The organism is Agrobacterium larrymoorei (assembly GCF_005145045.1).
Classification (GTDB): Bacteria; Pseudomonadota; Alphaproteobacteria; order Rhizobiales; family Rhizobiaceae; genus Agrobacterium; species Agrobacterium larrymoorei.
Map to the genome: position 1 here is coordinate 1,351,505 of NZ_CP039692.1, position 14,116 is coordinate 1,365,620.

The following is a 14,116-nucleotide window of genomic DNA, read 5'->3' on the forward strand; positions in this document are numbered from 1 at the left end:
GGGTGTCGCTTTCACGACCGCCACTTATCCTTGGCACTCTCATCCGCATCCTTTGCCGAAATCCAATCACCGGCTTTCCCGTTCTTGCCGTGCTCCTTCTTCCAGAAGGGGGCGGCGGTTTTCAGGTAGTCCATGACGAAGTTTGCGCCGTCGAAGGCGGCCTGTCGGTGGCGGGAGGCGGCGATGACGAGGACGATGTTTTCGCCGGTTGCGATTTTGCCGTAGCGGTGGATGGCGGTGAGGCCGAGGAGGGCGAAGCGTTCGATGGCGAGTGTCGCGATGCGCAACATTTCCGCTTCCGCCATGCCGGGATAATGCTCCAGTTCCAGAGCTGAAAGCGTGCCGCCGTCATCCCGGCAAAGACCGGTAAAGGTGACCACGGCACCGATGCTCAGGTCGTTTTGGGTGAGGAGGCGTGCTTCCTCAGCGGCATCGAAATCCTCCGCCTGAACGCGGATGGTCGGGAGGATCGCCATAGTCTCAACCGCCCGTCATGGGTGGAAAAATACCGATTTCGCGTGCGCCGACAATGCTCTCATCGTGCTCCACATGTTCCTGATTGACTGCCACACGAATGACGTCGGGGAATTCAAAGGCGGCTTCGTAGTCTTCGCCTAACGTCTTGAGATAGGCGATCAACTGGCGCGGTGTCGTCACGTCGGCTGGAATGTCGAGGACTTCTTCGGCCTTGCCGATCTTTTCACGAACCCAGGCGAAGTAAACGAGATGCGTCATCACTCTTCATCCACGATGTGCTTGAGACCGGCCTTGAAATAATCGTAGCCCGTGTAGATCGTCAGCGCTGCTGCGATCCAGAGAAGGCCAATGCCCATTTCGGTGGTGTAGGGCAAGATCTTGTCACCTGCCGGACCTGCCAGAAGGGTTGCGATGGCAACCATCTGGATCGTCGTCTTCCACTTGGCAATGCGCGTGACGGGCACGGACACTTTAAGCGCCGCCAGATATTCGCGCAGGCCGGAAACGAGAATTTCGCGGCACAAAATGGTGATCGCGGCCCATAGCGACCAACCCGCAATCGTGCCATCTGCGGCCAGAAGCAGCAGGATGGAGGCGATCAGCAGCTTGTCGGCAATCGGGTCCAGCATCCGTCCGATATTGGAGGTCTGGTTCCAGATACGCGCGAGATAGCCATCGAGAAAATCGGTAATGGAGGCGATGATGAACAGCCAGAGCGCGGTCCATCGCGCAAAATCCGAACTTTCCAGTTTGCCCTCGATGAAGAAGCAGAGGACGATGACCGGCACGGCAAGAATGCGGCCATAGGTCAGGAGGTTCGGGATGTTGTACGTGCGCGAAGCCATGGAAAACCTGTCTGTCGATATCTAAGAGCCTGTTTGAAAACTCGGACGGGTCGATCCGGCGATGCTTTTCGCGCCCCGCTGCGTCGAAAATCTTGTCGATATCAAAGGATATCGGCTACGATCTTCTCCTTACAGGACACAAAATCATTCTCCGGCTTCCGCCGCCGAGTTTCCAAACAGACTCTAAGCGTTGATGACGCCCCGAGGTGCAAGCGTCAACACCTCATTGTGTTTTTTTAGCGAGCAACCGCGAAAGCCGCCGCGTCACTCGCGACCGCTCTCATGGAAGTGATTGTAAATCTGTTTTGCAACAGTTTCAGAAATACCGCCCACCGCCATCAGGTCGCTGAGTGCCGCGCGGGAAACTGCTTTGGCCGTGCCGAAATGCTGGAGAAGTGCGCGTTTGCGCCCCGGCCCGATGCCGCTGATTTCATCGAGCGGGTTCTTGATCATTTCCTTCTTGCGGCGCGCGCGATGCGAGCCGATTGCAAAGCGGTGCGCCTCATCGCGCATGCGCTGGATGAAATAAAGAACCGGATCACGCGGCGGCAGGGAAAAGTCGCTGCGCATATCGGCGAAAAACCGCTCGCGGCCCGCGTCGCGGTCAACGCCTTTCGCGACACCGATCGCGGTGACGCAATCGCGAATGCCGAGTTCATCCAGAATGGTGCGGACCGCCGTCATCTGGCCCTGACCACCGTCGATCAGAATGACATCCGGCCAGGACGGAAAGGGCATATCCACCGCATCTTCCGGCGAAACGGGCTGGCTGCGGTCCGGCCTGCCTTCTTCTTTCAGCAGGCGAGAGAAGCGGCGGGTCATGACTTCCCGCATCATGCCGAAGTCGTCTCCGGGCGAGATGTCGGTCGATTTGATGTTGAACTTCCGGTACTGGTTCTTGACGAAGCCATCCGGCCCCGCCACCACCATGCCGCCAACCGCATTGGTGCCCATGATGTGGGAGTTATCGTAAATCTCGATGCGGCGCGGAATGTAAGGCATGCCGAATGTCTCGGCAAAGCCCTTCAGCAGCCGCGCCTGCGATGAGGTTTCGGCCAGCTTGCGGCCATGCGCTTCACGGGCATTGCCCAGAACGTGGTCGACAATGTCCTTCTTCTCCCCGCGCTGCGGCACGGAGATCGTTACCTTATGGCCCGCCTTTTCCCCCAGGGCAGCGGAGAGCAGTTCCTGTTCATCTACCGTTTCTGACAGAAGAATCTGCTTCGGCACCGGCTTGTCATCATAGAACTGGGCCAGAAAGGCGTTGAGGATTTCAGAGCCCGGCAAGGCCGGATCGGCCTTTGGAAAATAAGCCCGGTTGCCCCAGTTTTGACCGGTGCGGAAGAAGAAGACCTGAATGCAGGAAACGCCGCCTTCGTGATGAATGGCGAAAACATCCGCCTCCTCGATACCGGCGGGATTGATGCCCTGATGGCTCTGGACATGCGAAAGGGCTGCCAGCCTGTCGCGATAGACGGCAGCGCGCTCGAAATCGAGGTCTTCCGAGGCCTCGTTCATCTGCTTTGCAATCGTCGATTTCACGCTCTGGCTTTTGCCGGAGAGAAAGTCCTTCGCCTCGCGAACGAGTTCGGCATAGCCCTCATCGCTGATTTCATGCGTGCAGGGGCCGGAACAGCGTTTGATCTGGTAAAGCAGACAGGGCCGGGTTCGGGTTTCGAAAACGCTGTCCGTGCAGGTGCGGATGAGAAAGGCGCGTTGCAGCGAGTTGATGGTGCGGCCAACCGCGCCCGCCGAGGCAAATGGACCGAAATAATCGCCCTTGCGCGCCCGCGCGCCGCGATGCTTGAATATGGCCGGAGCGCGATTATCCGCCGTGATGAGGATATAAGGAAACGACTTGTCATCGCGCAGCAGCACATTGAAGCGCGGGCGGAAGCGCTTGATGAGATTTGCTTCGAGCAGCAGGGCTTCGATTTCGGTGCGTGTGGTGACGAATTCCATATGGGTCGTCAACCGCACCATCTGGCCGATGCGGTTGGAATGGAAGCGCCCCTGCGCATAATTGCTGACACGCTTTTTCAGCGAGCGCGCCTTGCCGACGTAAAGAACGTCTCCCGCCTCGTTGAACATGCGATAGACGCCAGGATTGTTGGGCAGGTGTTTGACGAATTCGCCAATCAGGTCCATGCCCTTCAGGCCGGATTCGTTCTTCCAGCCCGCATTCCAATCCATGCCCGCATCGTCCCGCGCCACGGCAGTCTCGCTGGTGGAGGGGGCGACATCGTCTTCATCGTCGTCGGTTTCATCGAAGAGAACACCGCCATCCGGCAGCTTCTTTCCGTTCATTCATTAATCTCCGCATCCGGGGTTTCCCAGCCAAGGTGCTGGCCCCCGTCGAGCGCGATCATCTGGCCGGTCATCGACGGGGTGTCATAAAGAAAGCGAATCGTCCGCCCGAACTCATCGGGCTTTGGACCTCTCTTTAATATAAGGGCGTCGATCTGCGCCTGAAAGTCCTCGTCAAGCTGTCTATCGTTTTTAAAGGTCGGGCCGGGGCCAATGGCATTCACCCGAATGCGCGGTGCAAAGCTTTGTGCCAAGGTCTGCGTTGCCGTCCAGAGCGCGGCCTTGGAAAGAGTGTAGGAATAAAAACGCGGATTGAGCGCCAGCACCCGCTGATCGATGATGTTGACGATCAGGCCGGAATTCTCTTTGGGCAACTGTTCTGCAAAGGCGGCAGCCAGAATGGTTGGCGCGCGGACGTGGACGGCGAAATGCGCCTCGAATGTCGCCGCATCGAACTGGCTGGCCTCATCCTTATGGAAAACAGACGCATTATTGACGAGAACACCTATGGGGCCAAGCGCTTCCGTGGCCTTGTTCATCAATTGCGATGTCGAAAAAGAATCCTCGAGATCGGCCTGCACAACGGCTGCACGACCACCTTGTTGCCGTATTGTGTTAGCGAATTCCTCTGCTTCAGCGATGGAAGAGCGAGCGTGAATGCCGATCGCAAAGCCCTCGGAAGCAAGATATTCGGCAATTGCCCTTCCCACACGGCGGGCAGCGCCCGTTATCAAGACGGTCTTTGGTATAGTCTCTGTCAAAGCTGGCCTGTGCTCTTTTCAAATCACATTCTGCTTTAGATATAGATCGAAAGCAGCAGCTTTGCACGTTGGGAAGGCGTTTTATACAGGCTTGTGGAAAGAGAGTCTAAAGCGCGTAATTTAATGTAAATACAAGTAAAAACGCGCGTTGCTTAAATTAACGATCCATTATCCTTAATAGATTTTTGTGTCATTTTAGCAACGTCCCATTTCCGTCACGTCGCTGCCCCAATCAATTCACATTTTGGCTGTGTGATTTCCTCATTCGCCCATCATTTTGCATTTCCAGAAGGGCAGGGAACTAACTGTTTTATACCGCGTTTGGGAACCTAGTGTGTGAGCACCCCGCGGGTTTGAAAGGAGAATAGCATGCGTACTATCGTTGCAACACTTATGGCTACCACAATGGCGGCAGCCGCTTTCTCGGCAGCCAAGGCGGCCGACGCTGTCAATGAAGTGCCGCAGGCACCTGTTGCCGTGGAACAGCCAGCACCTATCAAGGACTGGTCCGGTGCATACCTCGGTGGTACCGTGAACTACGACTGGGGCCGTTTCAGCGGCAGCAATAATGGTCGTGACGCGGACGGCTTCGGCGGCGGTCTCTACGGCGGTTACAACTGGCAGAGCGGCCAGATCGTTTACGGTGCGGAAGCAGACATCGCTTATGGCGATGAAAAAGGTTCTGCTGGCACTTTCGCTGGCGAATCGCTGCAGGGCAAGCAGAAGCTTAACGGCTCGCTGCGTGCTCGCGTCGGTTACGACATGAACCCATTCCTGATCTACGGTACGGGTGGTTTGGCTGTCGGCAACCACGAGATCAGCAACCCAGGTTCCAAGGACGATGCGACCGCACTCGGTTACACGGTTGGTGCCGGTGTTGAAGCCCTCGTAACGGACAACATCACCGCTCGTCTGGAATATCGTTACACCGATTACCAGAACAAGGACTTCACGCTTGACACCGGAACCGTATCCCGCGGCTTCGACGATCACAGCGTCAAGGCTGGTATCGGCGTAAAGTTCTAATCCGTCACGGATTGAATGCAAAAGAAGGCCGGAGCTCACGCTCCGGCTTTTTTTGTTTTGCCCTGAATGCACCAACTGGCAACGGCCAGAGGATAGCCACCTTCGAGGCATTCCCAGCCAAATATATGCGTCGACCGTCCATTTTTGACGCGCCGCCGGTTTCCCCTTGCCGAAGATAAGGGGCCATGAGATTTCAGTTTCAACAACGTTTGCGTTGGAACGTGAATCATCGGGACACTACATCGGCTGCAATTTTGCCGGTGCGCAGGGATTTTGAACAATGAGACATTTTAATCTGCCTCTGTGCGGAACGGCGAAGCTTTGCGCGCGCAAGCGTGCCCTAGCAACGGCTTTCATGACCGGCGTTTCGACGCTTGCGCTTTTTGCCGCGATGCCGGTGAAGGATGCTGCGGCTGCGGATTGTACCGTTTCCGGCAGCGCCATCTCCGGGCAGACAGATTGTACGGTCACGAATTCAGGGGAGATGACGTCTCCCGAAGGTGGCCTCATCATCAATCAGGGTTCGGAAAACATTACGGTCAACAACGAGGCTAGCGGCACTATTTCAGGCACAGGTGGCTGGTCGGGGATAACGATCAACACGTCGGACAATACAGTCATCAACAATGCCGAGGGTGCGACCATCAGCGGTGAGGGTTCGGGTTCCGCTGGTATCAACGTTACTGACCCGGATTATTCAGGGTCTTCTCCCGCAGGAACAATTATCAACAATGCAGGATCCATCGCTGGGGAAAACGCGGGTATCGATCTCAGATATTTCTATGGAGCCTCAATCGTCAACCAGACGACAGGTTCTGTTGAGGGCGGCTACGGCATATATGCCTATTCATCTTCCGGTATTCTGGATATCCAGAACGATGGTACGATAACCGGAGACTCCAATTACGGTATCTACATCGCCAATATGGTCGGTGCCAATATAAGCAACGCCGGTTGGATTTACGGCCTCAACACGGGTATAGACATCAATGGTGCAACGGAAATAGCTATCACCAACAGTGGTACCGTCTCATCGAACGCACATGCCATATATGCTGGTTCCATAGGCGCTTTTTCGCTTATCAATAGCGGCACGATCTCTTCAACCGGGACCGACGACCTCTATTATGGCGTCAATCTCGACATCGTAGATGTTGCCACCATCGTCAACAGTGGCACCATCTCGTCTTCCCTTGCAGGGCAGGATCGCGGCCTCCGCCTAAACGAGGTGGATAATGCCACGATCGTCAATAGCGGAAGCATTCTTGGCGGCTATTTTGGCATCGAATTCCTTGGAGACGACTCTTCGGCGACGATTACCAATACCGGCACTATCTCCGGCGGCGTGTTTGGTATCTGGGCTTCCGACACTGATCTGACCCTCTCGAACGCAGGAACGATCAGCGGTGGCGTGCGCTCGACCTATGCCGAAAGTCTGAACGCGACAAACAGCGGCACAATAACCGGTGGTTTTGATCTTGCTGCCCTGAACGAAGCCATCATTTACAACAGCGGTACGATTTCCGGCGGTATTAGCACAAATGAGGTCAATACTGTCGATATCACCAACAGCGGTACGATCTCCAGCGCTTCGGACGGTGTTAGTGTAACGAGTGCGGCATTCTCGCTTATCAATAGCGGGACTATTTCCGGCGAGTCCGATGGCGTCTATGTTCGAGAATCAAATGGATCCATCATCAACAGCGGAACGATTTCCGGCGGTGATTACGGTATTAACGCCGATCGTTTGTCTCTGACCATCACCAATAGCGGTACGATTTCCGGTGGAACGGCTTCCGTTTTGTTTTCAGAGGATGGCAACACGCTGAATGTTCTACAGGGCGCGCTGTTCAACGGTGTCGTGGATTATAACGGCACCGTGGATAACACGACGACCTTTGGCACAGGCAGCTATTTGCTTGGCGTTGCCAATTACGATCAGACCGACAACACGATCAATCTGAACAATGCCCATCAGACATTGATCCTGACGAATACGAATACAGGCAGCGGCACGGTCAACGTTGTCGATATTGGCTCCACCTCGATGGACTCTGCCGTGCGTGGTTATACCAACTCGGTCGGCAATGTCCTCGGCTCAATCCTCAGCATCGATGTGGGCTCTTCTGCCGGTGGTTCGAGTGAGCCGACCAGCTCCGGCGCTCTCGGTTATGCGGAAGAAAAGAAGCCGACGGGTGCCGCCGCTGCCGTGAAGAAGGGGGGTGACGACACGGCGGTCGACCGTTACGGCAACCTTTTCTGGATCCGCGCCTTCGGCGGCCAGACCTTCGACAATGCCAAGGACACGAGTTCCACCAATTATGGTGTCGCAGCCGGTGTGGATCGCCAGTTCGATGAAGGCCGCTTCGGTGTGTTGGCAGGCTATGGCCGCATCATCAACAAGGCGGATGATGGTTCCGGCAAGACAACAGGCAATACGGGCTTCGGCGGTGTTTATGTCCGCAAGGATGTGGGCTCGGTAACGCTGGATGCCTCGTTGATCGCCGGTGGCATCGACAATGACAGCCGTCGCGAGATTTCCGGCTCCGATCCGGCGCGTGGTTCCTTCACCGGCTGGTACGTTTCACCCGAAATCGCGATTTCGCAAAAACACGAATTCGCCCCCGGCTGGATTTTCACGCCATCTGCCCGCCTGCGCTACACGGCTGGCTTCTATGACGGTTACACCGAAACGAGTTCGACGCAGAACATCACCTATGATGACCGCACTTCGAACACGCTGGAAGGTATTCTGGAAGGCAAGATCACCAACCGCAACACGCTGGCAAACGGCATGAAGGCCAATGTCTCCTTCAGTGCTGCGCTGGTCGATACGCTGAACCTCGGCTCTTCCAACATGAATGCCAGCCTGAGCGGCACGGACTTCACCGTCTCGGCCATCGGCAACCGCAACCTGATCGGCACTCGCTTCGGCCTTTCGGGCGACGTCCAGCTTAACCAGCAGACCACCATCTATAGCGGCATTACGCTCGGCACCTATTCCAGCGATATCGGCTCCTGGTCGGCCAATACAGGCGTGAAGGTCAAGTTCTGATCACCGCACAATTACAGCAAAAAGCCGGGGCATTGCTCCGGCTTTTTGTTTTGCGCTCACGCCGCAGACTTCATCTCGGCATATTGCTTGAACTTCTTGCCGAATTTTTCCGGCCAGTCGGCCAGCGTCTTGCGGCCATCGGCCCATTCTCCGGCAAAGCGCAGATCGAGATAGCCGATCATGGCTGCAAGCGCGAAGTGGCCGCCGTGGAGTTTTTTGCCGGTTTTCGGCAGATTGGCGTTGAGGTAATCGAGACCCTTCACCACCTTGCGCCACTGCTTGTCGATCCATGGCTGATGGACCTTTTCCTCCGGTCTCAGGCGCCGCTCGTAGACGATGGCGAGAAGGCAATCCATGATGCCGTCGCAGAGCGCTTCCAGGATTTCGGCTTCCGTGCGCTTGCCGTGCTTCTTCGGATAGAGCTTCCCGCCGGATTCCCGGTCGAGATAGTGCATGATGGCGACGCTGTCATAGACCGATCCGCCGTCATCCAGCAGCAGAACCGGGATTTTGCCGAGCGGGTTGTTGTCCATCAGCGTGGCAGGTTCGGCACTCGTATCCACGCGAACATCCGTGATGCCGATATCGAGGTAGCGCGCGGCCATGCGCACCTTGGCGGAATAGGGGGAAGCGGGAGAATAAAGCAGTTCCATGGGCTTTTCCTGTTGAGATTATCGAATTGGAATGATGTCGGTGGCGTTGGCGCGGCAGCCCTGACGATCCACCTCCGCGCAATTGCGGAAAGTGAGGTCCCGGTTCAGGCAGATGCGGACTTCCTCCAGCGCAGCGCCGTCACAGCTGATGGCAATACCCTGCTTCGTCATGCCGGGATTGGCGGTAACGAATGCGGTCTCGATTGCATCCGCCGATAGCCGCTTGTTCTGGCTGCCCGAAGCAATATCGGCGGGCAGGGCGATGCGGTTGTAAGCGGCGCGGGTGGTGTCGAAATAATCCTTCTGCGACAGGCCGCTGCATGAGCCGTGTTTGCGCCATTGATGACCGATCAGGCCCATCGAGGGCATGATGTCGAACATACTACGACCGAGATTTTCCGGCACCCGCTCGCTTTTGTCGTTTCCGCAAAATTCCGGATAGCCGCGCTCGTTCTGCGGCCACAGGCCGTGTACGACGAAGCCGTATTTTTGGTCCGAGCCGCATTGCTGTCGGCTGTTTTTGCCCGCATCGCTGGCGCAAAAGGCCGGTGACCAGGAAAGCGACAGAACGTAAAACTCAAAGCCCTGACCTTGGACGGATGGCGGATTTGCCGATGGCCGTGGCGAGGACGAGGGAACTTTGGCAGGCTCCGCGGGTCTTATTGACTGAGACTGTGGAAGGACTATCCACGCCGCTGCTGCCAGTGAAAGTGCCGCCAATGCGATAAAACCGAAATATTGTTTCATCGAACGGGCTGTCTTTCTGCACAGGGATGACGATTTGTTGAATGGTTGTTGGGTTTTATACCATCTTATGCCTGTGGCAAACAGGCCGCCGAAAAATGACGTATCCATCATGCTTCGTGTTGAAACGGAGCTATTATAACGAATAAGCTTGGCGAATCCGGTATTATGCAAATGCCGGAGGGAGGAGTGAGCCTGGGCATGTCCGCATGAACATGAAAAAGTATCTTTGGCCCATCATCGGGGTTGCCACGATCTGCTTTTCCGTGTGGCTGCTCTATAAGGAATTGCGCCATCTTTCGCTCGATGACGTCTGGGATAGCCTCGCCGCCATCGGCACGCATGACTGGATCATGTCCGGCCTGTGTACGCTGGTGGCCTATGCGGCTTTGGCTGGTTACGACCGGATTGCCCTGCAGCATTTGAAGCGCAAGGTGGGCTGGCTTTTCATCACGCTGACGTCCTTCACCACTTACGCGCTGTCTCACAATGTCGGGGCTTCCGTGTTTTCCGGCGCGGTGGTGCGTTATCGTGCCTATACGTCCAAAGGCCTGAGCGCTTCGGAAGTGGGCATTCTCGTTGCGCTCTGCACCTTCACCTTCGCCATCGGCACGATCATGCTGATCGGTTTCATTCTTGTCTACGAGCCGAATATTACCGAGCGTTTCGTCGATATTCTGCCGGTAGAGGCGTCTACCACCACCGGCATTCTGCTGCTTGCCATCGTGGCCCTCTACGTCATCGGAAGTCTGTTGAGGCTGAGGCCGCTCAAGATAGGCTCCTTCACCCTGTTTTACCCGGCCCCGAAACTGGTGGCGCAGCAGCTGGTGATCGGTCCAATCGAGCTTATCGGGGCGGCGGGCATCATCTATTATGCGCTGCCGGATGTCGGAAATCCCGGCTTCATGGTGATCCTGGGGATATTCCTCATTTCCTTTTCAGCGGCGTTGATTTCCCATGCGCCGGGCGGACTTGGCGTGCTAGAACTCGTCTTCGTCATGGGCCTGCCGGAAATGAACCCGGCAGACGTGATTGCCGCGCTGCTCGTCTTCCGCCTGTTTTATCTTATCATCCCGTTCGTCATCGGGCTTTTCATCATCCTCTTTTTCGAGCGCTCGCAACTGGCCGCAGCCGAGCGGGAGGAGAGGCGGTTGCAGGGGAAGTAGCTATTCCCCTTGCAGCCAGAAGGCGCGGTGCGAGGCATATCGATCCTGCGCCATGACCGACTTCAGGACCGGCAGCAGAATATGCAACTCGTCCTTCAGCGTGTAGGGCGGGTTGACGACGATAAGCCCGGAGCCGCTCAAGCCTTCAAGCCGGTCGCTTCTGACCGAAAGCTCGGTGCAGAGCATTTTCGGGATCTCGTATGATTGCAGGAGTTCGTGAAACTCCTTGATCGGTGCGCCTTTTTTCAGAGGATACCAGAGACAGTAAGTGCCGGTGGCAAAGCGGCGATAGGCTTTGTGCAGGCCCTCTGCCAGCCGCTCATATTCGTTTTCCTTCTCGAAAGGCGGATCGACCAGAACGAGGCCGCGCTTCTCCTTAGGCGGCAGGTGAGCGCCGAGCGACAGCCAGCCATCGAGTTCCGTTATCCGTGCCTGATAATCGCCTTCGAATAGACGCGAGAGCGCGCGAAAATCATCCGGGTGCAGTTCCATAGCGGAAAGGCGGTCCTGCGGGCGAAACAGCATGCGCGCGAGTTTTGGCGAGCCGGGATAATATTGCAGCCCGCCTTGCGGGTTCAGTTCTCTGACGGCGGTCAGATATGGCTCCAGCAATTCGGCGACTTCGGCGGGAAGGTCCGCTTCCAGCAGCTTGCCGATGCCCGTCTGCCACTCGCCGGTTTTCTGGGCTTCCTCGGAGGACAGATCATAGAGGCCGATACCCGCATGCGTATCGAGCACCCGGAAGGCCTTGTCCTTGTTTTGCAGATATCGCACGAGCCGCGCCAGAACGGCGTGTTTCAGAACATCGGCGAAATTGCCTGCATGATAGATGTGCCGGTAGTTCATTCGGGCCGATGCCTCGTGAGATATGTTGCTATGAATAATCTTGATAAGCGTCACTTCGGCCTTTTGGCGGCCTTGGACATGCCATATACAAAACTCATGAACGTTGCGACCCCGATTTCCGCCAAAGCCGTGACCGACGCCACCCGCATCGGCCACACCGTCTGTCCGCATGACTGTCCGAGCGCCTGCGCGCTGGAGGCCGATATCAATGTCGATGGCCGTATCGGCAGGGTGCGAGGCGCCAATGCCAACACCTATACGGCGGGCGTGATCTGCGCCAAGGTCGCGCGTTACTCCGAGCGCATCTATCATCCCGGACGCCTGCTGACGCCGAAGCGCAGAAAAGGCGCCAAAGGCGCTGGCGACTGGCAGGAAATTGGCTGGGACGACGCGCTGGACGAAATTGCCAATGCCTTCGTTAAGGCGGAGGCCGCGCATGGCGCGGAGGCGATCTGGCCGTATTTCTATGCGGGCACCATGGGGCAGGTGCAGCGCGACAGCATTGAGCGGCTTCGCCATGCCAAGAAATATTCCGGCTTCTTCGGTTCCATCTGCACCAACATGGCATGGACTGGCTATGTGATGGGCACCGGCGCGCTTCGCGGGCCCGACCCGCGAGAGATGGCGAAGGCCGATGTCGTCGTGATCTGGGGCACGAATGCGGTTGCCACGCAGGTCAACGTCATCACCCACGCAATCAAGGCGCGAAAGGAACGGGGCGCGAAGATCGTCGTTGTGGATATCTACGATAACCCGACGATGAAGCAGGCGGATTTAAAGCTTATCGTAAAGCCGGGCACCGATGCGGCGCTGGCCTGCGCAGTAATGCATATCGCCTTTCGCGATGGTTACGCCGACCGGGCCTATATGGCTAAATTTGCCGATGATCCTGCCGGGCTCGAAGCGCATCTTGCCACTAAGACCCCGCAATGGGCTTCCGAGATAACCGGGCTTTCGGTCGAGGAAATCGAGGCTTTCGCGCAGCTTGTCGGCACCACGAAGAAAAGTTTCTTCCGTCTGGGATATGGTTTCGCCCGTCAGCGGAATGGCGCGGTTGCCATGCATGCGGCACTCTCTATCGCGACTGTGCTTGGCTCCTGGCAATATGAGGGCGGCGGGGCGTTTCACAACAATGGCGATATCTTCCGTCTGAACAAGGCGGAGCTGATGGGTACGGCCTATGCCGACCCGAATGTTCGCCAGCTGGACCAGTCGCAAATCGGGCGCGTTCTGACGGGAGATGCCGAGGCACTGCGCGGTGGCGGGCCTGTGACGGCGATGCTGATCCAGAACACCAATCCCGCCAATGTCTGTCCGGAACAGCGGCTGGTGAGGCAGGGTTTTCTGCGCAACGACCTGTTTGTCGCCGTGCATGAGCAATTCATGACCGAGACGGCAGACATTGCCGATATCGTGCTGCCGGCGACGATGTTTCTTGAGCATGACGATCTCTACCGTGCGGGTGGCCAGAATCACATTCTGCTTGGGCCAAAGCTTGTCGAGCCGCCGGAAACTGTGCGCACCAACCTTTTCGTCATCGAGGAACTGGCGAAGCGCCTCGGTATCGATCATATGCCGGGTTTTGGCCTGAGCGCGCGGGAGCATGTGGAGCAGATTCTCCAAACGAGCGGCTGGGGCAGCTTCGACAATCTGGCCGATGAAAAATGGATCGATGCGCAGCCCGATTTCGAGGTCGCTCATTATCTCGAGGGCTTCGGTTATGCGGATGGAAAATTCCGTTTCAGCCCGGATTGGCATAACGGCCCGTCGCCCAACAAGCCGCCGAAAAATATCGGTGTGATGGGCCCTGCCGACGCATTTCCCGAATTCCCGGATCAGGTCGATGTGATCGAACTTGCGGACGAGGCGCACCCCTTCCGTCTGGCGACGTCTCCGGCCCGAAACTTCCTGAATTCCACTTTTGCGGAAACCAAGACATCCGTGCAGAAGGAAGGCCGCCCGGAACTGATGATCTCGCCGGTTGATGCGATCCGCCTCGATATTGCCGATGGCGATGTCGTGCGGATCGGCAATTTGCGCGGCGATCTCCGCATCCATGCGAAGATCGTTGAAGGTGCGAGGTCGGGTGTGCTGATCGCTGAAGGGCTGTGGCCGAACAAGGCGCATCTGGATGGTGAAGGCATCAACGTGCTGACGGGTGCCGATGCTGCTGCGCCCTATGGCGGCGCGGCGTTCCACGATAACAAGGTTTGGCTGAAAAAGGCCTGATAGGAGT

The 14,116-nt window shown here is 56.8% G+C and carries 12 protein-coding genes; 4 read left to right on the forward strand and 8 right to left on the reverse strand.

Annotation, left to right across the window (positions count from 1 at the left end; genetic code table 11):
- Positions 1 to 11: 11 nt before the first annotated feature.
- From CFBP5473_RS20490 to CFBP5473_RS20510, 5 genes are all read right to left on the reverse strand, one after another.
- Positions 12 to 476: a molybdenum cofactor biosynthesis protein MoaE gene (locus tag CFBP5473_RS20490; RefSeq protein ID WP_027676144.1), complete on the reverse strand. Its 465-nt coding sequence runs from the start codon at positions 474 to 476 to the stop codon at positions 12 to 14.
- A 4-nt stretch (positions 477 to 480) separates the two neighbouring features.
- Positions 481 to 735, reverse strand: coding sequence for a molybdopterin converting factor subunit 1 (gene moaD, locus CFBP5473_RS20495; RefSeq protein WP_027676145.1), 255 nt, complete (start codon positions 733 to 735; stop codon positions 481 to 483).
- Complete coding sequence (gene pgsA, locus CFBP5473_RS20500) at positions 735 to 1,322, reverse strand: CDP-diacylglycerol--glycerol-3-phosphate 3-phosphatidyltransferase (RefSeq protein ID WP_027676146.1); 588 nt, start codon at positions 1,320 to 1,322, stop codon at positions 735 to 737. The genes moaD and pgsA overlap by 1 nt, the downstream gene beginning before the upstream one ends.
- A gap of 264 nt (positions 1,323 to 1,586) precedes the next feature.
- The gene (gene uvrC / locus CFBP5473_RS20505; protein WP_027676147.1) at positions 1,587 to 3,629 is read right to left on the reverse strand and encodes an excinuclease ABC subunit UvrC; all 2,043 of its coding nucleotides are present in this window, start codon (positions 3,627 to 3,629) and stop codon (positions 1,587 to 1,589) included.
- Complete coding sequence (locus CFBP5473_RS20510; protein ID WP_027676148.1) at positions 3,626 to 4,390, reverse strand: SDR family oxidoreductase; 765 nt, start codon at positions 4,388 to 4,390, stop codon at positions 3,626 to 3,628. Before CFBP5473_RS20510 ends, uvrC begins: the two co-directional genes overlap by 4 nt.
- A 369-nt stretch (positions 4,391 to 4,759) precedes the next feature.
- On the opposite strand from CFBP5473_RS20510, the gene CFBP5473_RS20515 reads away from it, so the two are divergent.
- Both CFBP5473_RS20515 and CFBP5473_RS20520 read left to right on the forward strand, forming a co-directional pair.
- Positions 4,760 to 5,416, forward strand: a complete 657-nt coding sequence (locus CFBP5473_RS20515) for an outer membrane protein (protein WP_027676149.1) — start codon at positions 4,760 to 4,762, stop codon at positions 5,414 to 5,416.
- Between the two features lie 280 nt (positions 5,417 to 5,696).
- The gene (locus CFBP5473_RS20520; RefSeq protein WP_027676150.1) at positions 5,697 to 8,471 is read left to right on the forward strand and encodes an autotransporter outer membrane beta-barrel domain-containing protein; all 2,775 of its coding nucleotides are present in this window, start codon (positions 5,697 to 5,699) and stop codon (positions 8,469 to 8,471) included.
- 56 nt (positions 8,472 to 8,527) lie between these two features.
- On the opposite strand, the gene CFBP5473_RS20525 is transcribed toward CFBP5473_RS20520, so the two are convergent.
- Together CFBP5473_RS20525 and CFBP5473_RS20530 are read right to left on the reverse strand one after the other, a co-directional pair.
- Positions 8,528 to 9,124 carry a glutathione S-transferase gene (locus CFBP5473_RS20525; protein ID WP_027676151.1) on the reverse strand — a complete coding sequence of 199 codons (597 nt, stop codon included), beginning with the start codon at positions 9,122 to 9,124 and terminating at the stop codon, positions 8,528 to 8,530.
- Positions 9,125 to 9,142: 18 nt separating this feature from the next.
- Positions 9,143 to 9,871: a ribonuclease T2 family protein gene (locus tag CFBP5473_RS20530; RefSeq protein WP_027676152.1), complete on the reverse strand. Its 729-nt coding sequence runs from the start codon at positions 9,869 to 9,871 to the stop codon at positions 9,143 to 9,145.
- A gap of 206 nt (positions 9,872 to 10,077) precedes the next feature.
- Here CFBP5473_RS20530 and CFBP5473_RS20535 point away from each other — a divergent pair, with 206 nt between their 5' ends.
- Positions 10,078 to 11,034: a lysylphosphatidylglycerol synthase domain-containing protein gene (locus tag CFBP5473_RS20535; protein WP_027676153.1), complete on the forward strand. Its 957-nt coding sequence runs from the start codon at positions 10,078 to 10,080 to the stop codon at positions 11,032 to 11,034.
- Here CFBP5473_RS20535 and CFBP5473_RS20540 read toward each other — a convergent pair whose 3' ends face one another.
- Complete coding sequence (locus tag CFBP5473_RS20540; RefSeq protein WP_027676154.1) at positions 11,035 to 11,880, reverse strand: 23S rRNA (adenine(2030)-N(6))-methyltransferase RlmJ; 846 nt, start codon at positions 11,878 to 11,880, stop codon at positions 11,035 to 11,037.
- A gap of 30 nt (positions 11,881 to 11,910) precedes the next feature.
- On the opposite strand from CFBP5473_RS20540, the gene CFBP5473_RS20545 reads away from it, so the two are divergent.
- Entirely contained in the window at positions 11,911 to 14,109 is a 2,199-nt protein-coding gene (locus tag CFBP5473_RS20545) for a molybdopterin-containing oxidoreductase family protein (protein WP_027676155.1), read from the forward strand.
- Positions 14,110 to 14,116: the final 7 nt, after the last annotated feature.